23 protein-coding genes and 1 pseudogene are annotated in these 22,922 nt (G+C 64.3%); 1 reads left to right on the top strand and 23 read right to left on the bottom strand.

The features are described 5' to 3' along the window. Window positions 1-11 precede the first annotated feature (11 nt). The 22 genes from H2O75_RS03840 to dinB form a co-directional block, all read right to left on the bottom strand. The gene (locus H2O75_RS03840; RefSeq protein ID WP_204736283.1) at window positions 12-473 is read right to left on the bottom strand and encodes a GNAT family N-acetyltransferase; all 462 of its coding nucleotides are present in this window, start codon (window positions 471-473) and stop codon (window positions 12-14) included. Further along, window positions 467-1,396, bottom strand: a complete 930-nt coding sequence (locus tag H2O75_RS03835) for an RluA family pseudouridine synthase (protein ID WP_182173905.1) — start codon at window positions 1,394-1,396, stop codon at window positions 467-469. The genes H2O75_RS03840 and H2O75_RS03835 overlap by 7 nt, the downstream gene beginning before the upstream one ends. After that, window positions 1,389-1,880, bottom strand: coding sequence for a signal peptidase II (gene lspA, locus H2O75_RS03830; RefSeq protein WP_220462774.1), 492 nt, complete (start codon window positions 1,878-1,880; stop codon window positions 1,389-1,391). The genes H2O75_RS03835 and lspA overlap by 8 nt, the downstream gene beginning before the upstream one ends. Window positions 1,881-1,924: 44 nt before the next feature. Beyond that, window positions 1,925-2,497, bottom strand: coding sequence for a DivIVA domain-containing protein (locus H2O75_RS03825; RefSeq protein ID WP_182173900.1), 573 nt, complete (start codon window positions 2,495-2,497; stop codon window positions 1,925-1,927). 75 nt (window positions 2,498-2,572) lie between these two features. Beyond that, complete coding sequence (locus H2O75_RS03820; protein WP_182173897.1) at window positions 2,573-2,869, bottom strand: YggT family protein; 297 nt, start codon at window positions 2,867-2,869, stop codon at window positions 2,573-2,575. After that, window positions 2,869-3,282, bottom strand: coding sequence for a cell division protein SepF (locus tag H2O75_RS03815; protein WP_182173894.1), 414 nt, complete (start codon window positions 3,280-3,282; stop codon window positions 2,869-2,871). The genes H2O75_RS03820 and H2O75_RS03815 overlap by 1 nt, the downstream gene beginning before the upstream one ends. Before the next feature lie 47 nt (window positions 3,283-3,329). Then, entirely contained in the window at window positions 3,330-4,052 is a 723-nt protein-coding gene (locus tag H2O75_RS03810; protein ID WP_182173891.1) for a purine nucleoside phosphorylase YfiH/LACC1 family protein, read from the bottom strand. Next, the gene (gene ftsZ, locus H2O75_RS03805; protein ID WP_182173888.1) at window positions 4,052-5,212 is read right to left on the bottom strand and encodes a cell division protein FtsZ; all 1,161 of its coding nucleotides are present in this window, start codon (window positions 5,210-5,212) and stop codon (window positions 4,052-4,054) included. The genes H2O75_RS03810 and ftsZ overlap by 1 nt, the downstream gene beginning before the upstream one ends. A gap of 113 nt (window positions 5,213-5,325) precedes the next feature. After that, window positions 5,326-6,372 carry a cell division protein FtsQ/DivIB gene (locus H2O75_RS03800; RefSeq protein WP_182173885.1) on the bottom strand — a complete coding sequence of 349 codons (1,047 nt, stop codon included), beginning with the start codon at window positions 6,370-6,372 and terminating at the stop codon, window positions 5,326-5,328. Continuing rightward, on the bottom strand, window positions 6,369-7,718 hold the full coding sequence (gene murC, locus H2O75_RS03795) for a UDP-N-acetylmuramate--L-alanine ligase (protein ID WP_182173882.1): 1,350 nt from the start codon (window positions 7,716-7,718) through the stop codon (window positions 6,369-6,371). The genes H2O75_RS03800 and murC overlap by 4 nt, the downstream gene beginning before the upstream one ends. Further along, the gene (locus H2O75_RS03790) at window positions 7,715-8,809 is read right to left on the bottom strand and encodes a UDP-N-acetylglucosamine--N-acetylmuramyl-(pentapeptide) pyrophosphoryl-undecaprenol N-acetylglucosamine transferase (protein WP_182173878.1); all 1,095 of its coding nucleotides are present in this window, start codon (window positions 8,807-8,809) and stop codon (window positions 7,715-7,717) included. Before H2O75_RS03790 ends, murC begins: the two co-directional genes overlap by 4 nt. Then, window positions 8,806-10,029 carry an FtsW/RodA/SpoVE family cell cycle protein gene (locus H2O75_RS03785; RefSeq protein ID WP_182173875.1) on the bottom strand — a complete coding sequence of 408 codons (1,224 nt, stop codon included), beginning with the start codon at window positions 10,027-10,029 and terminating at the stop codon, window positions 8,806-8,808. The genes H2O75_RS03790 and H2O75_RS03785 overlap by 4 nt, the downstream gene beginning before the upstream one ends. 3 nt (window positions 10,030-10,032) lie before the next feature. Further along, a complete protein-coding gene (murD, locus tag H2O75_RS03780) occupies window positions 10,033-11,427 on the bottom strand; it encodes a UDP-N-acetylmuramoyl-L-alanine--D-glutamate ligase (protein ID WP_259365303.1) in 1,395 nt (464 codons plus the stop codon). Window positions 11,428-11,441: 14 nt separating this feature from the next. Further along, a complete protein-coding gene (mraY, locus tag H2O75_RS03775) occupies window positions 11,442-12,527 on the bottom strand; it encodes a phospho-N-acetylmuramoyl-pentapeptide-transferase (RefSeq protein ID WP_182173872.1) in 1,086 nt (361 codons plus the stop codon). Further along, window positions 12,521-13,912 (bottom strand): UDP-N-acetylmuramoyl-tripeptide--D-alanyl-D-alanine ligase, encoded by a 1,392-nt coding sequence (locus tag H2O75_RS03770; protein ID WP_182173869.1) that lies wholly within the window; start codon window positions 13,910-13,912, stop codon window positions 12,521-12,523. Before H2O75_RS03770 ends, mraY begins: the two co-directional genes overlap by 7 nt. After that, on the bottom strand, window positions 13,909-15,333 hold the full coding sequence (locus H2O75_RS03765; protein ID WP_182173867.1) for a UDP-N-acetylmuramoyl-L-alanyl-D-glutamate--2,6-diaminopimelate ligase: 1,425 nt from the start codon (window positions 15,331-15,333) through the stop codon (window positions 13,909-13,911). The genes H2O75_RS03770 and H2O75_RS03765 overlap by 4 nt, the downstream gene beginning before the upstream one ends. After that, a complete protein-coding gene (locus H2O75_RS03760; RefSeq protein ID WP_259365302.1) occupies window positions 15,330-17,168 on the bottom strand; it encodes a peptidoglycan D,D-transpeptidase FtsI family protein in 1,839 nt (612 codons plus the stop codon). Before H2O75_RS03760 ends, H2O75_RS03765 begins: the two co-directional genes overlap by 4 nt. 71 nt (window positions 17,169-17,239) lie before the next feature. After that, complete coding sequence (ftsL, locus tag H2O75_RS03755) at window positions 17,240-17,635, bottom strand: cell division protein FtsL (RefSeq protein ID WP_182173861.1); 396 nt, start codon at window positions 17,633-17,635, stop codon at window positions 17,240-17,242. Continuing rightward, a complete protein-coding gene (rsmH, locus tag H2O75_RS03750; protein WP_182173858.1) occupies window positions 17,632-18,576 on the bottom strand; it encodes a 16S rRNA (cytosine(1402)-N(4))-methyltransferase RsmH in 945 nt (314 codons plus the stop codon). Before rsmH ends, ftsL begins: the two co-directional genes overlap by 4 nt. Before the next feature lie 104 nt (window positions 18,577-18,680). After that, on the bottom strand, window positions 18,681-19,112 hold the full coding sequence (gene mraZ / locus H2O75_RS03745) for a division/cell wall cluster transcriptional repressor MraZ (RefSeq protein WP_182173855.1): 432 nt from the start codon (window positions 19,110-19,112) through the stop codon (window positions 18,681-18,683). A 194-nt stretch (window positions 19,113-19,306) separates the two neighbouring features. Next, window positions 19,307-19,678 carry an SCO2097 family morphological protein gene (locus H2O75_RS03740; RefSeq protein ID WP_182173852.1) on the bottom strand — a complete coding sequence of 124 codons (372 nt, stop codon included), beginning with the start codon at window positions 19,676-19,678 and terminating at the stop codon, window positions 19,307-19,309. 29 nt (window positions 19,679-19,707) lie between these two features. Beyond that, window positions 19,708-20,913, bottom strand: coding sequence for a DNA polymerase IV (gene dinB / locus H2O75_RS03735; RefSeq protein WP_182173849.1), 1,206 nt, complete (start codon window positions 20,911-20,913; stop codon window positions 19,708-19,710). Between dinB and H2O75_RS10905 the strand changes: the two are divergent. Beyond that, a pseudogene (locus tag H2O75_RS10905) lies at window positions 20,839-21,492 on the top strand (spermidine synthase); the annotation flags it as partial. The gene dinB and the pseudogene H2O75_RS10905 sit on opposite strands and share 75 nt — an antisense overlap. 67 nt (window positions 21,493-21,559) lie before the next feature. On the opposite strand, the gene H2O75_RS03730 reads toward H2O75_RS10905, so the two are convergent. Then, window positions 21,560-22,921 (bottom strand): MFS transporter, encoded by a 1,362-nt coding sequence (locus tag H2O75_RS03730; RefSeq protein ID WP_182173846.1) that lies wholly within the window; start codon window positions 22,919-22,921, stop codon window positions 21,560-21,562. Window position 22,922 lies beyond the last annotated feature (1 nt).

The raw sequence follows: 22,922 nt of genomic DNA, 5'->3' as shown, positions 1-22,922 counted from the left end.
ATCGACCAAGCTCACAGTGTTGCCCGCGAGATCCTCTTCACCATGTCCCGATGCCAGATCCCAGCATCGAGATACTCTCTGTCGTCGGCACGCGAATATCCCACGCTCTCGTAGAAGCCTTGAGCATCACGCTGCGCGGACAGCGCCACTGTGAGGACCCCATCGACCGCGTACACGTCAAGCGCTGTCGCCTCGAGTGCGAGGAGGAGGCGCTTGCCCACACCCGTACCGCGTACACGGCGCGCGACACAGATACGACCGAGGTGGACGTGGCCGGGGCTATCGAGGAGGATCCTCCCCGTCGCAAGAGGTCCCAGCTCGTCCCGGGCGAGGAGATGGATGGTCGAGGGATCGTGGTCGAGGTCGTCCATCTCCTCCTCGAGGGGCACGTTCTGCTCGACGACGAACACGTCGCGGCGCAGCGCCCACACGTCCGCCATATCCTCCGGGCTGTCGACGCGCGTGATCACCACAGGTCGCCCTTCCTCATCCGATCCAATGCCCACTGCAGATCCTCAGGATAGTCGGACGTGAACTCCATCGCTTCCCCCGACCCCGGATGGTCGAAGGACAGCCGGCAGGCGTGAAGCCACTGCCGGTCCAAACCGACCTTCTCCGACAGTGTCGGATCCGAGCCGTAGAGCGGATCGCCGATCGCGGGATGATGGATCGCCGCCATGTGCACCCTAATCTGGTGGGTGCGTCCGGTCTCCAGGTTCACCTCGAGAAGGGCGGCCCCTCCAAGGGTTTCGATCGTCGTGTAATGGGTGATCGACGGCCGTCCTCCCGCAACCACTCCCATCTTCCATGAATGCCGGTGATCGCGGGCGATCGGAGCATCGATGGTGCCCTGTTGCGGGAAGGGGTGGCCCTGCACGAGACAGTGGTAGATCTTGCCGACCGTGCGCTCCTTGAAAGCTCTCTTGAGGTGGGTGTAGGCGCGTTCCGACTTGGCGACGACCATGAGACCGGAGGTTCCCACGTCGAGACGGTGCACGATCCCCTTGCGCTCTGCCGGGCCGTAGGCCGAGATCGTGACGCCTGCCGCCCTCAGTGCACCGACAACATTGGGCCCCTCCCATCCGACAGAGGGATGGGCCGCGACGCCTGCTGGCTTATCGATGACGATGATGTCGGCGTCTTCGAAGACGACCGTCATATCAACCGGTGTCTCGATGGGCTCTGCTGAGGGAGGGTCCGGGAGGACGACGTCGATGCGCTCCCCCTCCATGAGACGGCGGGACCTCGTCACGGGCTTTCCCGCCACAGTGACGGCGCTCTCGTCGACCAAGTCTCCAGCCTTCGAGCGGGACAGTCCTGTCAGTCGCGCGACTCCGACGTCGACGCGTTCGCCCGCGAGACCATCGGGAACGAAATAGGTCCGGAACTCACTCATCGTCGGCCTCCGCGGATTCAGACCTCCCACCGAACCGAACACCGAGAAGCTCGATGATCGCAAGCGCGATCACACCGAGAACGAGCGCGATATCGGCAATGTTGCCGACGAACCAGCCGTTGTAGTTGATGAAGTCGACAACATGTCCCTGGCCGAAGGACGGTTCGCGAACCAGCCTGTCGATAAGATTGCCCGCCGCTCCGCCGGCGATGACGCCGAGGGTGATCGCCCATGCCGTCGACCGGCATTCCTTCAGGACCCAGAGGATGACCCCGATGACGATGACGGAGAAGACGGTGAACACCCAGGTGCTGTTCGTGCCGAGAGAGAAAGCCGCCCCAGGGTTGTAGACGAGGACGAAACTGAGGAAATCCCCGATGACGGGGATCCGTTCGCCGTTCGCGAGGGCGCTCTCAGCCCAGAACTTCGTGACCTGGTCGAGAAGGATAACAAGGAAGCCCAGTGGCAGTGCGTATCGATACATACGTGACGATGGCGGCCCGCAGGCCGCCATCGCACTCCCTCTATCTACAGGTTGCCGCTGCCGGTGTTACCCGACTCGACGTTCGACAGGAGCGACTCCAGGTACGACTTCATGCGCGAACGGTAATCCCGCTCGAAATCGCGAAGCTCGGAGATCTTGCGCTCGAGGAGGCCGCGTTCCTGCTCGAGCTTCGTCAACGTGCGGTTGTGCTGGTCTTCAGCTTCCTTGATGATACGGGCGGACTCGGCGCTGGCTTCGGCGCGGATGCGCTCACCTTCGAGGCGGCCCTCGTCAACGTACTGATCATGGAGCTGCTGAGCCAGTGCGAGGACTCCTGCCGCGGGGGCGGCCAGGTCGCCGGTCTCTGCCGTCGTCGCGACGGGTGCCGCTGCCTGCTGCGGGGCGGGAGCGTTGTCGCCTGCCTCCAGCTCTCCGACGCGGGCCTTCGACGCGGCGAGCTCTTCGCGCAGAGCGTCGCGCTCCGCGGAGAGCTGCTTGATGGTCTCTGCTACTTCGTCGAGGAAGTCGTCAACCTCATCCTGGTTGTAACCCTCTTCGCGATAGCGAGTTTCCGCGAATGTCTTGTTCACGACATCCTCTTCAGTGAGCAGCGCCATATCTTCACCTCATGTGTTGATGTATCAGTTCTGGATCGATCTTAAGACTACACCAGGTAAACCACGAAAAACGGCCTACAGGCTGAGGATTATCCGCTGGATAATCCATTGAGCAATGCTGACTCCGAAGAACAGCACGATAAAACCGATGTCCAGGGCCACCGGGCCGAGCCTGAGGGGCGGGACATAACGGTTGATGAACCTCAGCGGCGGATCAGTGAGCCGGTAGATGAGGTTCGCGGCGATAAGAATGGGGCCGGTGGGCCGCCAGTCTCTGGACAGGACGGACATGAGGTCGATGACGACACGTCCAAACAGGACGAATGTGTACAGCCACAGCGCCCAGAAGAGGAGCGTAAGAATGAGGGTCATTACCGTCCGAGTCGGTTGTTCCCGTCAGAACGGTGCTCTTCCATGCGCACCGAGTGCGGGGTCATGAGCAGGACGTCATCCGAGATCTGGTTGAGATTGCCACCGCGACCGTAGCACACGCCCAGAGCGAAGTCCGCAATCCGCTGGCGCGCAGAATCGTCCGCCGCCGACAGGTTGAGGATCACCGGGAGATCCTTCCGGAACTCATCGGCGAACGTCGCCACGTCGGTGAACGTCCGAGGCCAGCACGTCGCAATGCGCGACACCTCTTCCGCGGACGACACGGGCCGGATATTGCTCACTGGGGCCTCCCCGACATAGTCGTCCTCGTACTCGTAGTCATCGCCCTCGAAGAACTCCTCGTTCTCGTCGGACAGCGTCGCTTTCTCCATGAAGCGCTCAAACATTCCCATGGCGCTCCCCCTTCCAGTATTGGCATGCCATGTTCAAGGTAGATCAGTTATAAAACGTCGAGGTCCAGGCGGTCCGGAGTGTCGCGATTCAGCACCAGGAAGCCCGCGAAACGTCCAGCTTGTCCCGCCTGCCTGCGATGGGAGAAGAACCTCTCGTCCTCCATCGTGCACATGTCCCACACGTCGACGTCGACTCCGCTCTCCCGGAGCTGGCGTGCGAGCGAGGCCGGGATGTCGATCCCGGGGGTGCCCCAGCGCGTCACGCACGAGCTCCCGGGCAAGGTTCGTTCGGCTTCCGCTGCCATCGTCTCGCCCACCTCGTAGCAGGACCCGCAGATAGCGGGGCCGATGACAGCCGAAACAGTGTCCGCCCCAGCATCGCGGAGCGCTGCGACGGCCCGGTGGGCGATGCCGCCGAGGAGCCCGGCCCTCCCGACGTGGACCACCGCGCCAGCGGTGACCTCAGCGCCCGCTGCTCCGAGAAGGAGCAGAGGAGCGCAGTCGGCGACCATGACAGCGCCTCCCTGCCCCCGGCGTACGACGAGACCATCCGCTTCAGGAGTATCGCTCCCAGCATCGATGACGGTCGTTCCATGGACCTGCGTCATCCACGACAGAGGGCCGACCTGCCGCTCGAGCTCCGCGCGCCAGTGGTCGACGTTCTCGGCTCGGTCGCCCACGTGGTAGGCAAGATTCCCCGCGAAGTCACCACCGTTGGCGCGAGTGGTGAAGCCCGCGCATACCCCAGGCAGGTCGGCGCGGAGGAGCATCAGTCTTCGTTGAAGAGGAATGACGGGATGTCGAGGTCCGACCGGGACTTCTCGTCCGCCACGGGCTGCTGGGGCGCAACGGGAGCGGAGGGAGAGACGAGGTGGCCGGGCTCCGTCTGGTCGGCTGCCTGGACGGGCTGGACTGGCGCCTGAGCCGGGCTCGCGGGAACACCGGCGGGGACCTGCTGGGGCACGCGACCGTGCACGATATGGTCGTCCGTCTCGTCGAAGCCTGCCGCGATCACGGTCACGTTGACGACGTCGCCAAGGGAGTCTTCGATGATCTGGCCGACGATGATGTTCGCGTTGGGATCGACAGATTCCTTGACGAGCTGGGATGCTCGGGCGAGCTCCTGCATCGAGAAGTCCGCACCTGCCTGGAACGACAGGAGGACGCCGTGCGCACCGTCGATACGGGCTTCGAGCAGCGGGGAGGAGATCGCGTTCTCCGTCGCCCTCATCGCACGATCCTCGCCGGAGGCGGAGCCGATACCCATGATCGCCGTACCGGCATCCTTCATGACAGCCTTGACGTCCGCGAAGTCGAGGTTGACCAGGCCGGGAATCGTGATGAGGTCGGAGATACCCTTGACACCCGAGCGGAGCACCTCGTCTGCCATATGGTAGGCCTCAAGAACGGACAGCTCCTTCTCGGCGATCTCGAGGAGACGGTCGTTCGGAATGACGATCAGCGTATCGACCGCCTGACGGAGCTCCTTGATCCCGGCCGACGCATTGTTCGCGCGCTGGCGGCCTTCGAAGTCGAAGGGTCGGGTCACGACGCCGACCGTGAGGGCGCCGAGATCCCGCGCGGCATTAGCCACGATCGGGGCCGCACCGGTGCCGGTGCCGCCTCCCTCACCCGCGGTCACGAAGACCATGTCAGCACCCTCGAGTGCGGCGCGGATGATGTCGACATTCTCTTCCGCCGCCTTGCGGCCGATCGAGGGGTCCGCACCGGCTCCGAGACCGTTGGAGACGGAGCGCCCGATATCAAGCTTCGTCTCGGCCTCCGACTTGACGAGCGACTGGCCGTCGGTATTCACGGCGATGAACTCGACCCCGGACAGACCATCTTGGATCATGCGGTCGACGGCATTGACGCCTGCACCGCCCACTCCAATGACCTTGATATTTGCAGAATTATTGATCGTCGACATATTTCCTCCGGGACCTCAAGTCGTGGTTGAGGTTTCTTGGCTCCAACCTCGCGCAAAAGTTACGGAGTAAAGCGCTCTCGATCAACGACCGACACGCCAGATCGCAAAACTTGCTAATACGTCACGGGGGCGCCCGGGACGGTCACGTCGTACGTCGTCGCGGGCTGAGTCAGAAGAACGGTGATAATCCGCGCCTTCGCCTCGTTCTCCGTCGAGGTTCCCCACTTGATCGTCGCGGAATCGAGAGAGAACTCGATGAGACCGCTGGGGTTGATCGACGCCGCCTGCACGCGTGCACGAACATCCTGCGGCAGCGCGGCAATGGCGTCGAGAAGATCCTGCAGCTGCTCGACCGCGCGCTCGGAGTCCAGATCCATCGAGACCTTGGGCAGGCTCGCGCGAAGCTCATCGCCCACTCGCAGCCGTGTCGCATCAGCAGCCACGCCCTCGCACGCCTCCCCTTCCCCGACACAGGCGACAGGCTCGCGCGCGACAATCGTGGCTGTGATGCCATGCGGGAAAGAGCTCTCGACCGTGACCGATTCGACCTCGGGGATGTCGGCGATCTGCGACTCGATATCGCCGGCACGAATCCTGAGGACCGGCGTCCCCTCCGTCGCGGCAAGGATCGAGGCGACCTGTGTGTCATCGACAATGTCAGCCGGGTCGGAGATCGAGAGTGTGATGTTCTCCGCCGTGATCGCGAAGACCGTCGAGAAGAACAGCAGCCACACGACTGATGCCAGGGCGGCGACAGCGCCGCAGGCGACACCGAGACGGATGAGGAGGGCTCTGCGCCGTGCCTTGCGCCGAATCTCGATGCGGTCGCTGAGCGGATAGGGATCCGAGGATTTCTTCCTGTTCGGGGCGACGGGGGGACGCGGCGGATCCTTCCGCACACGTTCGCGGCGCCGCTTCGCCACCGACGCTCGGGCCGGAGCACCGGGAGTGTCCGATGCTGGGGGCGTGCTCTCGGGCTTCTGATCGCGGACGGGTCTCGACACCCTGGCCGCCCGGTTCTCGGGCAGATCTCGGGCGGGGAGATCGCGCGAGGCAGGCTCACGGGCTGGCTTGCCCAACGGCGCGTCTGGGCGCACCTCGCCCTCCCCGGTGAGCCGGGGAGAGGCCGTGGTGCGCCTGGGCGGTTTGGGTGGTCTCACAGAGCCGCCAGGATCTCCGACGTCAACGTGGTCACACTGCCGGCACCCATCGTCATGATGAGATCACCCGGGCGGGCTTCAGCACTGATCATGGCGGCCGCCTCGTGCATGTCCGCCACGAACTGTCCGCGCACCATCCGGTCAGCGATCAGATCCCCATCGACTCCCGGCATCGGCTCCTCACGTGCACCGTAGACGCCCGTGACGACCACGCTGTCAGCAAGATCGAGAGCCTTGGCGAACTGCTCCGCGAAGTTCTTCGTCCGGGAGTAGAGATGTGGTTGGAAGATGACGAGGACCCTGCCGTCGACCTCCTCGCGCGCAGCACGGAGGGTTGCCGCAACCTCTGTCGGGTGGTGCGCATAGTCGTCGATCACCTCGACGCCGCCGATCGTGCCCTTGTGTTCGAACCGCCGGCCCGTGCCGGTGAACGTACCGAGAGCCTGCGCCATGAGGCCAGGATCGACACCGAGCTCCAGCCCCGCCGCCCATGCGGCCGCCGCGTTGCGCAGCATGTGCTCCCCCGACACGGCCAGACTCAGGTCAGCGCGTGCCATGTCTCGACCGTCCCTCACCAGCACGAGTGTGGCCGAGGCGGGGCCCGTGATCGTGACTGCCACGTGCGCCTCGACTCCCGGAACGAGGCCGTCCGTCCCGTACGACCATGTCCGTCCTCCAGCGGCCGAGACCAGTCGACGAGCACCATCATCGTCACCGCAGGCGATGAGGAGCCCACCGGGAACCCTGCGCTCCGCGAACTCGACAAAAGCCTGTTCGAACGCCTCGACATCCCCGTAATGATCGAGATGGTCAGGTTCGACATTCGTGACGATCTCGATGCTGGGAGTGTAGTTGAGGAACGAACCATCGGATTCGTCTGCTTCGGCGATAAAGGCGTTCCCGTCACCGAGCCGGGCACCGGAGGCGCCGCCGGGAAGCGTCGATCCGACGGCGTAGGACGGATCCTCCCCCGCCCACGTGAGCGCAACCGCCAGCATTCCCGATGTCGTGGTCTTGCCGTGTGCACCGGCGACTGCGACGAAGTCGAGGCCCGTTGCGGCCAAGGCGAGAGCCTCGGACCGATGGAGGATACGCTGGCCGCGCGCCCGGGCAATCGCAAGCTCCGGGTTGGAGTCTTTGATGGCGGAGGAGACGACGATCGTCGCCTCAGGGGCGACATGCCCAGCATCGTGCCCGACATAGACCGTGACGCCTGCCTGTTCGAGACGCGCCGTATTGGGGGATGCTGCCCGATCCGAGCCGGTGACGCTCAGACCGCGTGCTGCGAGCAGCTCGGCCACGGCCGCCATGCCCACGCCGCCGACTCCGATGAAATGGAATGTCATAGTACGCCCTCCACAAGGTCTGCTACCGCTCCGGCACCATCCGATACTCCTGCGGCTCTGAGGATCGCCGATCGTCTGTCGAGCTCTTGCCGGTCGAGCAGCGGGACAACCTGTTCTCGCACCGCGTCAGGCGTGAAAGCATCATTGGCGATGTGGAGGAACCCGCCGGAATCGATGGCGGACTTCGCGTTGAGGTACTGCTCCCCATTTCCGATCGCTAACGGTACGACGACGGCGGGAATCGCAAGAGCAGCCAGCTCCGCCACCATTCCGGCGCCCGCTCTCGTCACGACCAGGTCCGCCATCGCATACACCTCCTCCATCTCACGCACATAGTCGAGCACTCGATAGCGGTCACCCGCCGCTCCGGCCGCGTCGGCTTCCTTGCCGCGTCCCGTCACGTGGAGCACCTGGGCGCGAGAGGTGAGGACATCCGCCGCTCCGGCGAACGCCCGATTGAGCTGCTGCGCGCCGGAGGAGCCTCCGGTGAGGACGATGATCATGTCGTCCGGATCGAGGCCGAACCGCTCCGCGGCACGTTCCCGCCTGAACCTCTTCCGAGCCTCATCCGTCCTGTCCGCGGCAAGCCCACTGATCTCGGCACGCAGCGGCAGCCCCGTCACGCGGGTCATGCCGTGCTTGGCGGCCAGCGGCGTCGATGCGAACGTCAGCGAGACGCCCTTCGCCCATCGCGCCCCCAGCCGGTTCGCGATGCCGGGACGAGCGTTCTGCTCTTGGATGATGACTGGGATGTCGGCCTGTCGTGCCGCGAGATAGGCAGGGGCTGAGACATATCCGCCGAACCCGAGAACCGCGTCGATCTCGCGATCCCGGATGAGAGTGCGGACAGTGCCGACAGTGCGGGCCAGCCGCGTTGGCAGGCGCAGGAGATCGAGTGATGGCCTGCGGGGCAGGGGAACCTTGTCGATCGTGACAAGTTCAAGGCCTGCGGCCGGAACAAGGTCAGCCTCGAGGCCGACTGCTGTCCCCAGCGCGATCACCTCGTGTCCACGGGCGATGAGCTGGTCGGCGGTGGCCAGCATGGGATTGACGTGGCCGGCAGTGCCACCTGCGGCGGCTAGGATTCTCATCGCGTACTCCTCAGCGAAGCAGTGGACTTGTAGGACATGCGAGACGGTCTCATCGACCGAGCGACCCCGGGCTGGCGCAGGGCCAGGGAGATGACCACACCGACCGCGAGCAGGCAGGCGATGAGGGCGGAGCCGCCCTGGGAGATGAAGGGCAGGGGAACACCGAAGACGGGGAGGACTCCCGTCACGACCATCATATTGAGCACCGCCTGGCCGACGAGCCACATCGCGATCATTGCGACGACGTAGCGCACCCATGTCTCGCTGTGATTGGCGACAATGCGGTAGAAGCCGTAGCCGAGCACGAGGTAGAGCAGGATGACGGCAAGGGCACCGAAGAACCCGAGCTCTTCGCCGACAACAGCGAAGATGAAGTCGTTGTGCGCCTCCGGCAGATAATTCCACTTCTCCCGGGAGGCGCCAAGGCCGACTCCCCCGATGCCGCCGGTGCCGAAGGCCCACATGGCGTACTCGGACTGAGTCGGATCGACTGCGTCCGGGGTGATGAAAATGTTCTCGACATAGTCGATGACACGGTTGAGGCGCGACCGTTGGGACACGATGAGGATGGAACCGACGACGCCGACGGCAAGAGCCACCATGGCGAACCATTTCCCGGGCATTCCCGCCAGGTAGAAGGCCACCGCGAACATGACGACGTAGATGATCGCCGTACCCATGTCCTGTCCGAGGAGGACGGCCGCCAGGGAGGCGAATGCGCCGGCACCCGCCGGGACGAGCACGGTGCGCGGATTGGCCATGTCTTCGCGGCTCAGACGGCCCAGCATGACGCCGAGCCAGAGAGCGGAGGCAAGCTTGAGAAATTCCGACGGCTGCAGCACGACCCCGCCGAGCGAGATCCAGTTCGTGTTTCCGCCGCCGGACAGGCTGAGCGGGGTGAGGACAAGGAGCTGCAGGACGATGCCGAGACCATAGATCGGCCAGACGGCTCTCTTGTAGAACGAGCCTGGGATCAGTGCCGCGATCGGGAGGAAGACGAGCCCCACGAGAGCGAAAATGAGTTGGCGCTGCGCGACCGCGAAACGTGCACTCGGATCGTCATAGGTGACCGCCATCGAGATCGACGTGACGGACGTGGCCGAGAAGACCATGACGACACCGAGGATTGTGAGGACGAGAGTGGCGGTGATGATGAGAATGATGGCCTGGCGAACGGCGTCTCTCGCCCGCTCGTCCGCGGCCGTGAGGGTGACGTTCATCTTCTACTCCAGGATTGCGTGGGCGAACTGCTGGCCGCGGTCCGCATAGGACGAGAACTGGTCCCACGAGGCACAGGCGGGTGCAAGCATGACAACCGCGGCGGATCCCGCGAGATGGCCGGCCGCCCTGACCGCGTCCTGCATGACTGTAGCGGAGGCGGGCGGGATCACGGTGACGGGCACGCCCGGGGCCTGCGAAGACAATGCACGAAGCAGTCCCTCCTGCTCGACTCCGATGACGACCACACCTTTGAGCTTCGAGGAAATGTCGGCAACCAGCGAGTCGAACGATGCTCCCTTGCTGACGCCGCCGGCGATCCACACGACGGAGCCGTCTTCCTGGGCGCGGATCGAAGCTCGGGCTGCATGAGCGTTCGTGGCCTTCGAATCATCGATCCACGTGACACCATCGCGGACGGCAACGGTCTCGATACGGTGGGCCCCCAAACCGAAGGATCGTAGGGCGGAACGGATGGACTCGGGCTGGACTCCTGCGGCGCGCACGAGACCCGCCGCCATCATCGCATCGCTCAACAGGTGCACGGGCAGATCCCCGTGCGCGAGGTGCTCCAGGTCTGACACCTGGAACAGTTCATTCGCGGAGGTGAAGCGCTCCGGTCCGAAAGCACGCTCCACGATCATGTCCTCGACGAGGCCGATCTGGCCCGGGGCGGGCACGCCGCGGGTCAATCCGATTGCGCGAGCACCCTCCACCACGTCAGCGTTCTCGACCATGGCGGCGACAATGGGATCGTCCAACGGGTAGAGACAGGCGACACGAGTGTTGTCGTAGACGCGAGCCTTCGCATCCCGGTATGACTCCGGGGAGCCGTGCCAATCCAGATGGTCGTCAGCGATGTTGAGACAGCCGGATGCGAGAGGCGACATCGAGGAGGTCGAGTAGAGCTGGAAAGACGATAGCTCGACCGCAAGCAGGTCGGGACCATCCTCGCGGGTCACGGCCGTCACGATCGGGTCGCCGACGTTGCCGACCGCGGCGGCGGACACACCGGCCTCCGCGGCCATGGCAGCCACCATGTTGACGGTCGTGGTCTTCCCGTTCGTGCCGGTGATGGCAAGCCAGGGAGCGGCCTGCCCTGCCTCGTCGCGCGACCTCATGCGCCACGCCAGCTCGACCTCTGACCATGCTGGGATCGATCTGGCGTGCAGGGCTTCGTGAACATCGCCCACGGCCGGCAGGCCGGGCGAGACGACGACGATATCCGGGTACCAGTCGAGCAGGGCTTCCGGTGTCAGCAGTCTCGCGCCAGCATCGTCTCCCCTGCCGTCCCACGTCGAGACGGTCGCATCGGCGTACGATTCGAGGGCCGCAGCAGCGGCCTGGCCGGACACCCCCATGCCGACGACGGCTATCCGTGCCCCATCCAATTCGGTCACGCGCTCCGTGTATCTCATTGGAGCGCCAGCCATTCCGTGTAGAAGAGCCCGCCGCCGAGCGTGGCGAACAGGGCGGCGATGATCCAGAATCGGATCACGATCGTCACTTCGCCCCAGCCTTTCAGCTCGAAGTGGTGATGGAGCGGCGCCATCCTGAACACGCGTTTCTTCGTCAGCTTGAAGACGCCGATCTGGATGACGTCGGAGATGACGATGATGACGAAGAGCCCGCCGAGCAGGATCGCGAGGAACTCGGTGCGGGAAAGAATGGAGAGGCCGGCGAAGGCCGCGCCGAGCGCGAGCGATCCCGTGTCTCCCATGAAGATCTGGGCCGGGGACGCATTCCACCAGAGGAAGCCGAAACAGGCTCCGACGATGGCTGCGGAGATCATCGCGAGGTCACGCGGATCGCGCACCTCATAGCAGCCTGTCGAGGGATCGAGGATGGAGAGGCAGGACTGATTCGACTGCCAGATCGTGATGATCGTGTAAGCGCCGAAAGCGATCATCGATGCGCCGGTTGCCAGACCATCGAGACCATCCGTCAGGTTCACGGCATTCGACCACGCCGTGATGAGGAAATTCGCCCACAGGACGAACAGGACGAGACCGATTCCCGCACCCCAGAAGGCAAGGGACAGATCCGTGTCGCGCACGAAAGAGATCCGCATCGATGCCGGCGTGCGGTAGTCGTCGTTGCGGAACTGGAGCGCGAGAACGGCGAACAGGACACCGATCAGCGCCTGCCCCACGAACTTGCCGAGCGGACTCAAGCCCAGGGATCGCTGGTTCGAAATCTTGATGTAGTCGTCGGCGAAGCCGATCGCTCCCATACCGACCATGAGGAAGATGAGAAGCCAGCCCGATGCTCCGGGCATGCGGCCGGCAACGATATTGGCGATGGCATAGGCAAGCACGGTCGAGAGGATGATGACGACGCCGCCCATGGTGGGCGTGCCGCGCTTCGTCAGATGGGAGGTCGGACCGTCCTGGCGGATGAACTGGCCGTACTGCTTCTTGACCAGGACTCTGATGAAGAGGGGTGTGCCGAGAAGGGAGATAATCATGGCCACTCCCATGGCCACCATGATGCCTAGCACAGATCCTCCTTCAAACGATCGGCAAGCTGCCAGATCCGTGAACCGTTCGAGCCTTTCAACAGGATAGTGCCAGTCAGCTCCTCATCGCGAAGGACGTGCCATGCATCATCGATCGACTCGAGCTCGATCGTCTCCACCCCGACGCGCCGGGCACCCTCCGCGAGCGCCGGTGCACTGATGCTCATCAGTCTGTCGATGCCGAGCGCTGCCATCGATTCTCCGATCGCACGATGCTCCCGATCGGAATCCTCCCCGAGTTCGAGCATGGCTCCGAGCACCGCGAGCGAGGGCCCACCATTCGCCATTCGGGAGAGAGCATCGAGGCCTGCCCTCATCGAATCAGGATTAGCGTTGTAGGAGTCGTCGATCACGGTGAGCCGGCCGGCCCGCCACACGTCCATGCGATGTGGGGACGCCGCACCGAGGTTCGCCATGCTGGCCGCGATCTGGTCGATGGGAAGGCCCGCCACGAGGCCGACGGTGGCGGCTGCGAGAGCATTGGCGACGTGGTGTTCGCCGACGAGGCCGAGATCCACTCGGGCCGTCTCGTCCCCGCTGTGGAGGGTGAAGGTTGGCTTCCCCTCGTCCGTCAGGGAGATGTCGGAGGCGTAGACGTCGCCGTTGCCGTTCCGGGAGAAGGTCACGACCGTGTCCGCCATGGCGGCCATGGCGGCAACGCGGTGATCGTCGGCGTTGAGGATGGCCGTGCCGTGGGGTCGTATGCCGGCAACCAGCTCGGATTTCGCTCGAGCAACGTTCTCGATGCCGCCGAACTCGCCCAGATGGGCGCGTGCCACGGCAAGGACGACGCCGATGTCCAGCGGCGCAATCGTGGTCAGGTGTTCGAGATTGCCGATCCTGTCTGCTCCCATCTCCAGCACGAGCGTTGCCGTGTTCTCGTCGGCACGCAGCACCGTCAACGGCAGGCCGAGCTCATTGTTGAACGATCCCGGGGGCGCGATGATGGGGCCTCTGCTCGAGAGGATGGTTGCCAGGAGGTCTTTCGTGGTCGTCTTCCCGACAGATCCTGTCACTCCGACGACGAGCGGATTGCCGCGTTCTCTCACGCGGACAAGGTTCGCTTTCGCGAGCAGGCCGAGACTGTCCTGGGTGGAGGCGACGTGAATGAGGCGGGTGGGATCGGCGCCGGTCGCTAGGGCCCGCTCCACGTCGTCGATGAGGACGGCTCCTGCCCCCGAGTCGAGGGCCGCTTTCGCATAGTCGTGGCCGTTGACGCGTTCACCGGGGATCGCGACGAAGAGCTCCCCGCCGTCAATAGAGCGGGAATCGATCGTCACGGCTGTCAGGAGATGGTCACCGCTGCCTTCGGCCAGGAGGACACCGTTCGCGTCCTGTGCGGCCTGCCTGAGTGTGGATGGAATCATGGCCTGTCCCTTCGTGCGAGAGCATCCCTCGCCACTACCCGATCGTCGAGCTCGATGAGCTGTCCGTCAACATCCTGAATGGTCTCATGTCCCCGCCCGGCAAGGAGGATCGTGTCGTCCGCATCTGCGTCGAGGATCGCTGCGGTGATGGCGGAGGCCCTGTCCCCGATTTCACGGATCTCGACGAGCCCTTCCGCGCCGGCACGGATCTCGGCCCGAATCTTCTCCGGGTCTTCGCTGTGCGGATCATCGTCGGTGAGATAGAAGATGTCCGAATGCTCGGCGACGACCCTCCCCATGATGGGGCGTTTCAGTGCGTCTCGATCGCCCGCAGAACCAGTCAGCGTGACGAGCCTTCCGACCGTGTCGTGGCGCAGCGACGTGATCGCCTTCTCGAGAGCATCAGCATTGTGCGCGAAGTCGACGACAACGCGGGGACGCTCCGATAGGACTTCCATGCGGCCCGGGACAACGGGTGTGATGTCGGCGATGGCGTCATCCGCCCCAGGCACGTTCGCTTCGAGGACCATGGCGGCCGCGAGTGCCGCATTGGCCACGTTGAACTCTCCGGGCAGGCCCGTGTGGCACACGTGCTGGCTCTCACCCGTCAGCGTGAATGCCGCATCTCCCTCGACGAGCCAGCCCCGGCCCTCTCGTGGGATCCGCCCCACCCACACGGCGTTGCTGAGCCTCTCGTAGAGGCGGTAGCCGTAGTCGTCATCGGTCCAGATGACGGCGGCGTCGGATTTCGTGTCTTCGAAGAGGAGAGCTTTGGCTTCGAAGTAGTCGTCGAGCGTGTCGTGATAGTCCAGGTGATCCTGCGTGAGGTTCGTGAATCCTGCGACGGAGTAGACAATGGGGTCGGTCCTGCGCTGGGCGAGAGCGTGTGAGGACACCTCCATGACGAGATCGGTTCCGCCTGCTTGGAGCAGCTCGTGCAGGAAGCGCTGCAGATCGGCCGGTTGGGGCGTTGTGAGGCGGGCGGGGATCTCTCGTCCTGCGATGCTCAGCGCAACCGTCCCGACGAGTCCCGTCACCGCCCCGCAGCGCGTGAGGATGTGGTCGATCATGTAGGCCGTCGTCGTCTTGCCGTTCGTTCCCGTGACGGCGAAGCTCCGCAGCCTCTCTGATGGGTTTCCGTAGATGTCGGATGCGACGCGTCCGAGGACTGCCGCAACATCGGAGGCTATCGCGACTGGCATCCCGTCGGGGACGAACTGCGCACCGGCGGGGTCTGTCAGGACGGCGACCGCCCCCCTCGCTTGAGCATCGGAGGCGAATCTCGCGCCGTGGACGTGATCTCCTGGCACCCCGACGAACAGGTCTCCGGCGCGCACGTCCCTATTGTCGGCCGATACACCGGTGATCTCGGCATCGCCCGCGACCGTCAGGCCAAGGGCACTGAGCGTGTGTAGCTTCATCGGTTCTTCGTTTCTCTAAAGGCACCGTACTCGTTGAGGAGGCTGTTGGCTCTCGCGTCGTTCAGCTCTGCCTCCGACCAGGGGTATTGGACGAGAGGCGTCGTCGAGGGCGGGATACCGATGTGACGCACGGCGAAAGCACCGAACTCGCCGAACACGGGAGCTGCCGTCTCAGAACCATACCCGGGAGATTCGCCATTGTAGACGACGACGGCGACGGCGATCTGGGGGTCTTCAGCCGGCACCACACCGACGAAGGTTCCGACGCGGTCGTTGAGCGCGCCGCTCGCGTCCGGCATCTGAGCCGTGCCCGTCTTTCCCGCCACGTTATAGCCATCGATCCGTGCGTAATATCCAGTCGAGCCCTGCTCTGTGACAGCCTGCATGATCGACAGCATCTCGTCAGCCGTCTCCTCCTCGATCACCCGCACCGGCTCATCCACGACCGTGGGTTCGACCGTGCCATCGGGATGGGTGATGCTGTCGACGATATGAAGATCGGTGCGCACACCGCCGTTCGCGATCGTGGCCACCATCTGGCCGAGCTGCGCGGTCGTCAGCGCATAGCCCTGCCCGAACATCGTCGTGTAGCGCTGTCGCGCACCCCAGGTCGTGTAGTCGGCTAGGATTCCGGGTGACTCGGCGGGGAGTTCGATACCGGTCCGCTCTCCCACGCCGAAGCTCTGCATGTAGGAGAATCGCACATCGTCAGGGATCGTGTCACCGATCTGGATGAGTCCCGTGTTGTAGGACTTCGCGAGGATCCCTGCAACGGTCAGGTTCTCGCTCGCGTGCGGCTCATTGTCGCGGATGGTCTCGCCGTTCGGCATTGTCAGGGTCGACGCGGTGGGGAAGATGGATACCGCGTCGACGGTGCCCTGATCGATCGCTGCCGAGAATGTCATGAGCTTGCCGGACGAGCCGGGCTCGACCGGTGACTGGATGGCGCGGGAGCCGATCGTGCCGCCGTCACCCGGATTCGCCGGGTCATACGTGTTCGTGTCCGACATGGCCAGCACTCTGCCCGTGCCGACTTCGATCGCGATAGCTGAACCCCAGTCCGCATTCTGCGCGGTGACCGAGTTCTGCAGGGCCTCATCGAGCGCGAACTGCAGGTCCACGTCTGTTGTCAGCGTGACACTGCTGCCATGCTCGGCAGGTGTCTCGAGCGTGCGACCGGTCGGAATGACAGCGCCGGAGCGCGATATCTCGACAGTCAGCGAGCCGTCGACGCCGGTCAGCGCCTCGTCCATGCTCCGTTCGATGCCTGCCTGCCCGCCGGTCTCCCCGTCGTCGCCTTCACCGAGGAAGCCGAGGATCGACGCCCCGACGCGGCCGTTCGGGTATTCCCTGCGCATGAACTGCTCCGGTTCGATGCCGGGGATTCCGTAGGAGTTCACCTGTCGCCACACTTCGGGGGAAACATCCTTGACGAGATACACCCACGACCGTTTCGTCTCTCCGCCATACAGGAGCCCGGCAAGGCGGGCTTCCTCGACATCGAGGATCGGTGCCAGAACATTGGCCGCCGCCGTTGCGCCCCACCCGATGAGGTCGCCGTTCTCGTCGTAGCGGCGATAGGAGTCGATGAGGTTCTGGTTGACGGCAATGTTGTATCGTTCTCGCGAGACGGCAAGGACACTCCCGTTCGCGTCGAGGATCTGGCCCCGTTCGGCCGGAATCGCGTAGGTTCTCGACCTGAACTGGATAGCGGTCTCGGACAGTCTGTCAGCGCGGACGATCTGCAGGTCCACGAGCCTGACGCCAAGCAGCGCCACACCGACGGCGAAGACGATGACGACGACGCGCAGACGCCCGACAATATCGTTGCTCACGCGCAGCCGATCTCGCTGCCTCGCGAGAAAGGAGCGCCATCTGGCTTGGGACGTGGTGCTCACGTCTGCCATTATTCCGTGCTGTCCGAGCTGCCCCCGCTGACGACACCTTGACCGAGGTCGACGTGACGGATATCCGTCGCAGGCTCCAGCCCAAGCTCTTCCGCGCGGGCACGCAGAGCAACAGCCGTGGACGCCTGCGCGATCTCCTCATCGAGGATATTGCGGGTGTCGGCAAGGTCGTTGAGAAGGACCTGCTGTTCGCGGATCTGGTAGGCGCCCTCGACCATGGCCGTGTTGAGAGCGAAGACGATTGCGAGGCCGGCGCAGAAGATAAGAGCGCAGGCGATCACGGTGGCGACAAAGCCGCGAACGGGAGCTGGGCTCGGAACGACCTGGATGGTGGGCAGGCCGGAAACGACGGGGCGGCGTGCCGGGCGGACAGATGCGTGGGCTGTTGCGCTCAAAGTCGTCGTCCTTCGTGTTGTTTCTCGCAGGCACGGACCCGCACCGAAGCTGATCGTGGGTTTGCTGCGATTTCGGCCTCATCAGCCTGGATCGCACGCTTGTTGATAAGAGTGAACGGCGGGGAATCCATCTGTACAGGCACCCCCATCGGAGTCGTCGACGTGGAGCTTCCCTGCATGGCCCTCTTCACGATGCGATCCTCGAGCGAATGATAGGACTCGACGACGAGCCTGCCGCCGACCTCGAGCACCTCCATCGCACGCGGTATGGCACGTTCAAGGATTCCGAGCTCGTCGTTGACGGCGATGCGGAGCGCCTGGAACGTCCGCTTGGCCGGGTTCCCGCCGGTGCGCCGGGCTGCCGCGGGGATCGCACTCTTGACGAGTTCAGCCAGCTCAGCCGTCGTAATCGCGGCCCGATCCGGATTGTGAACAATCTTCGTGGCAATGCGACCAGCAAACTTCTCCTCCCCGTAGAGGGAGATGATGCGGGCCAGTTCGCCGTGCGTGGACTGCGCGATGAGGTCCGCCGCTGTGCGTCCCTGGGATGTGTCCATCCGCATGTCCAGCGGGGCTTCCTGCGAGTAGGCGAAACCGCGGCTCGCATCATCGAGCTGGAGCGATGACACGCCGAGGTCCATGAGGATCCCGTTCGGACGACCATGCTTCTTCGCGATGTCGTCCATCGCGTCGTACTCTGCGTGTTCGGCACGGAAACGGTCGCCGAAGGGCGCGAGACGCTCCGAGGCGAGACGGATCGCGGCCGGGTCACGATCGATACCGACGACGGTGAGCTCGGGGAAGCGCTGCAGCGCGGCCTCCGTGTGGCCTCCCATGCCGAGCGTCGCATCGAAGAGAATCGCGGGTCCATGAAGAGCGGGAGCCAGGAGCTCCATGCACGTATCGACGAGCACCGGTATGTGCAGATCCGCTGCGCTCATGGCACCTCCTCTTTATCGGTTGACGCTGGACGGTGGTCCCCTCCCGTATCTCTGGCAATGGGGAATAGTGCCAGAACCACGGGAGAGGGCCGCCGCCAAGCCTGTTACAAGACTCCGGGAATGATCTCGTCGTCACGATCCGCGAAAGCGGCTTCCTGTTCTTCGAGGAAGTCGTTCCACGACTCGAGATTCCAGATCTCGACACGGTTGCCCGCGCCGATCACGGCGAGATCGCGCTCCAGGCCCGCATACGTCCGCAGGTTGGCCGGGATCGAGATCCGACCCTGGCGGTCAGGCTCCTGATCGACGGCTCCCGACAGGAAGACACGCAGGTAGTTGCGGGCCTCCTTGTTCGACAGCGGCGCTCGACGCGCCTCCTCCTGCATCTGCATGAAGTCCTCGGCCGGGAACACATAGAGACAGTGCTCCTGGCCACGCGTGATGACCAGTCCGCCCGCGAGCTGGTCGCGGTACTTGGCAGGCAGAATCAGGCGCCCCTTCTCGTCGAGCTTCGGCTCGTACGTTCCTAGGAACATCTGACACACCTCCCCCAGTCATCAGCTGACCCCACTTTACCCCACTTCCCACCACATGCAACCCGAAAACCGCTGGGGAGTGCAATCCTTTCCCCGCTATTTCAACGAAAAACACGGTGGAGGAAGATCACGTCATCCAGGGGGTTTCCAGGCACGAAAAACCCGGCCGAAGCCGGGTCTGTCGATGGTGTGGTTTAGCGGCCGTCCTTGTCGCGCCTACGCTCCCACAGTTCTTCCTGCTTGGACATGAAGGACTCTTTCGCGGAGCCCTGCGGCTGGCGGGGTCGGCCCGCGCCGCTGCCGAGCGATCCGATCGGTCCGGACAGCATGTACATCGCGCCGCCGAGCATGACGACGAAACCGATGATTCCGATCCAACTCATCTCCGTGGCGACTGCCGCCACGAGCAGGCCAAGACCTGCGACGACGATGAAGATGCCGACAACGATCCTCTTGAGGGAGACCTGCCGAACGGGCTGGAAGGATTCAGCGAGCTTCGGATCTTCGTCCCGCAGCTGTGCCTCAAGCTGTTCGAGCATCTTCTGCTCATATTCTGACAGCGCCATGGCAACCTCCTAGTCGTCGTACCTCATCATCATAGCCCGTCCTCGGGCTTCGACGGTAGCAGTGTGGCTGGTCCGGCCACCCCGGACCCGAACCGTTTCCTGATTGTATCCAGCGCTCTTTCAGCTTGTTCGGCTCGACCATCGTCCTCCAGCGTCGCTTGAGAGGACTCCCCCCGCTCCAGATTCTCGACCCGCACACCGATGAGGCGCACCCCGCCCGGCGGCATCACCATCAGCGATGATGCGACCCGATAGATTTCCTGGGCGACATTGGTCGGCTGACCGAGAGTATGGGAGCGGGAGATCGTCGTGAATGACGCGTCCCGCACTTTGATGCTGACCCGCCACGCCACGAGGGAGCGATCACGCAGACGCCGCGCACATTCGTGGGCCTGGTCGAGCATTCTGGCACGAACAACGGCAGGATCGCGCAGCACCTCGAAATAGGTCTCCTCCTTGCCAATGGACTTCTCGACCCGGGTCGTGACGACAGGGCGCGGATCGCTGCCGTGCGCCAGATCCCACAGCGACCCGCCGTGCTTGCCGAGCATCCGTTCGAGATCCTCGCGGCGCAGCTGGCGAACATCGCGCACCGAGGAGATCCCGCGCTGCTCGAGACGCTTCCGCGTCGCATCCCCCACGCCCCAGATCGCACCGATCGGCAGATCCGCCAAGAACGTGGCGGTCTCTTCCTTGGGGACGAGGAGCATGCCGTCCGGCTTGGCGTGGGCGGAGGCGATCTTCGCCACGTGCTTCGTGGCGGCAATGCCGACAGAGGCAGGGACCCCCTCGCCCGCACGGATAGCGGTACGGATCTCGGACGCGATCTGGGTTGGGGTGCGGTGTCGATCCCCCGACACGTCGAGGAAGGCTTCGTCGACCGAGACCTGCTCGAGGACGGGCGTGAAAGAGCCGAGGATGTCCATGACTCTGCGCGAGACCGTCGAGTAGGCGCCGTGGCTGACCGGAATCATGATGAGGTGAGGACAGAGCCGCTTGGCCTGCCCCACCGGCATCGCCGACGTCACGCCGAATGCTCTCGCTTCGTACGAGGCGGATGTGACGACTCCGCGTTCAGCACCTCCCACGGCGACGGGGAGCCCGCGCAGATGGGGGCGCTGAAGGAGTTCCACCTCGACAAAGAACGCGTCCATGTCCACATGGAGGATGGGGGTTTCCGAGTCGTCCGTTCCCAACGCACGGCGGGCCGACTGGGAACGCGGAGCACGAGACATGGTCCCTCCCGTAGGCTTAGCGACATGGAAGAAATGACGACGATGGGTACGGCCCGTATCGAGGTCGACCCCGACCGCCCCTCGCTTCACATACTCTATCTGGATGGCGTGCCATCGTCGGCGATCGACATGGACGACCCGGAATACCTCGAATTCGAGTACATGCAGCACATGCGGATCCTGGCGGAGGCGGCGCGCCCCCGGGGAAGCAAGATGAGGGCCATGCATATCGGCGGCGCCGGGTGCGCCCTCGCGCGAGCCTTCGCCTCCTCACACCCCCAGTCGCATCAGATGGCGGTCGAAATCGATGCGATTCTGGCCGACAAGGTGAGGGAATGGTTTCCCCTCCCCCGCTCCCCACAGCTCAAGATCAGGGTCGCGGAAGGCCGATCTGTCCTTGCCGGCCAGGCGAATCGAGGCTGGGACATCATCGTGCGGGACGCCTTCTCGCAGGGCACCGTCCCCTACCAGCTCATGACGTACGAGGCGGCGGTCGATGCGAAGAACGCACTCGCGCCTGACGGAGCCTATCTCCTCAACCTGTCCCGCCATTACAAGCCGGAACTCGCAACGATCATGTCCGTCTTCGACCATGTCGTCGCGATCACCGATCCTGCCGTGTGGTCGGGCAAGCGCTACGGGAACATCACCGTGGGGGCGTCGATGGTCCCGTGGCCGGAGATGCACCGGGAGGTGTATCGCCTTCCCCTGCCTGCCCGGATCTATTCCGATCTGACGCCCTCAGCCTCGCCTCTGCACGACGTTCCCGCATAATCCGCTCGATCGCGACCCTGGCCGGTTCGATGCGAAGGCCCTTGTCCTTCTCGAAGCGGCGCCGCGCGGCGGGGCCGACGGCGAGGAAACCGATGATGCCGACGGCGACGATGATCGCCTGCGATGCCATGGCAAGCCTGAAGTCGGTCCGCGTGTAGTCACCGTCGGGCGCACGAGTATCGAGGACAACACCGATGAGGAAAGCTGAGATGAGGGCCGCCGTGAATCCGCCCTGGTTGACCAGACCGTTTGCGGTACCGAGACGGGAGACCGGCACCGCGGTCCGGGCGAAGTCGAATCCGATCGATGAGCCAGGGCCCGCGAGCGCCAGAACGATGAGGAGGACGGTGAACTCCCACACCTCGACGGGGCGCTCGAGCAGGAGGATATAGGCCCAAGTCCCGACGAGGAGCGCGGTGATGGCGATGACCGGCATCGGCCTGCGCAGCGGGTGACGTGCGGTGACCGAGGCGACGAGCGGGCCGGTGACGATCCCGGCGGCCGAGCAGACGATGAGAAGGGCTGAGGCGGTTGTCTGGGGGATACCGTTGACCACCATGAACGGGACGCCCCACAGCAGGAGGAACACGTGCACGGGGAAGCCCAGCGTGAAGTGGGCCCAGAAGCCCTGCCACACCCCCGGGTGGGTGAGAGTCTTTCCCGAAGGTTTCGTTGTCGCCGTCACGAAAGACGTTCGCTCCCGTATGAAGAACGCGGCGACAAGGCCGACGACGGCCCCCGTCACTCCCATTCCCAGGAAGGCTCTCTCCCAGCCGACGTGCGCCAATGCCATCGCGAACGGGATCGAGGAAATGACCTGGCCAGCCTGGCCGAGCAGGCCGGTGAGCTGGGTATACAGCGGGACTTTGCGGGGCGGGAACCATTGGGGGATGAGCCGAAGCACGGAGGTGAAGGCGGTCGCGTCTCCCATGCCGATGAGGATGCGGGCGGCAAGAGCCGAAGGATACGTGCCGGCCAGTGCGAGCCAGATCTGGCCAGCGCCGAGAATGATCGCACCCGCGACGATGATGGGCCGTGAACCGAAGCGGTCGAGGAGAAGGCCGAGCGGGATCTGGCACACGGCGTAGACGCCGAGCTGGATGACGGTGAACATCGACAGCTCCGCGGCCGAGATGTCGAAGCGCTCCAGGGCATCGAGAGATGCGACACCGAAGCTGGTTCGTGCGGCGATGGCCATGATGTACACGGCCATGCCGGCCAGCCATATCCGCATG

The sequence above is a fragment of the Flaviflexus equikiangi genome, from assembly GCF_014069875.1.
Taxonomy (GTDB): Bacteria; Actinomycetota; Actinomycetes; order Actinomycetales; family Actinomycetaceae; genus Flaviflexus; species Flaviflexus equikiangi.
This window is presented reverse-complemented; position numbering and strand designations above follow the sequence as displayed.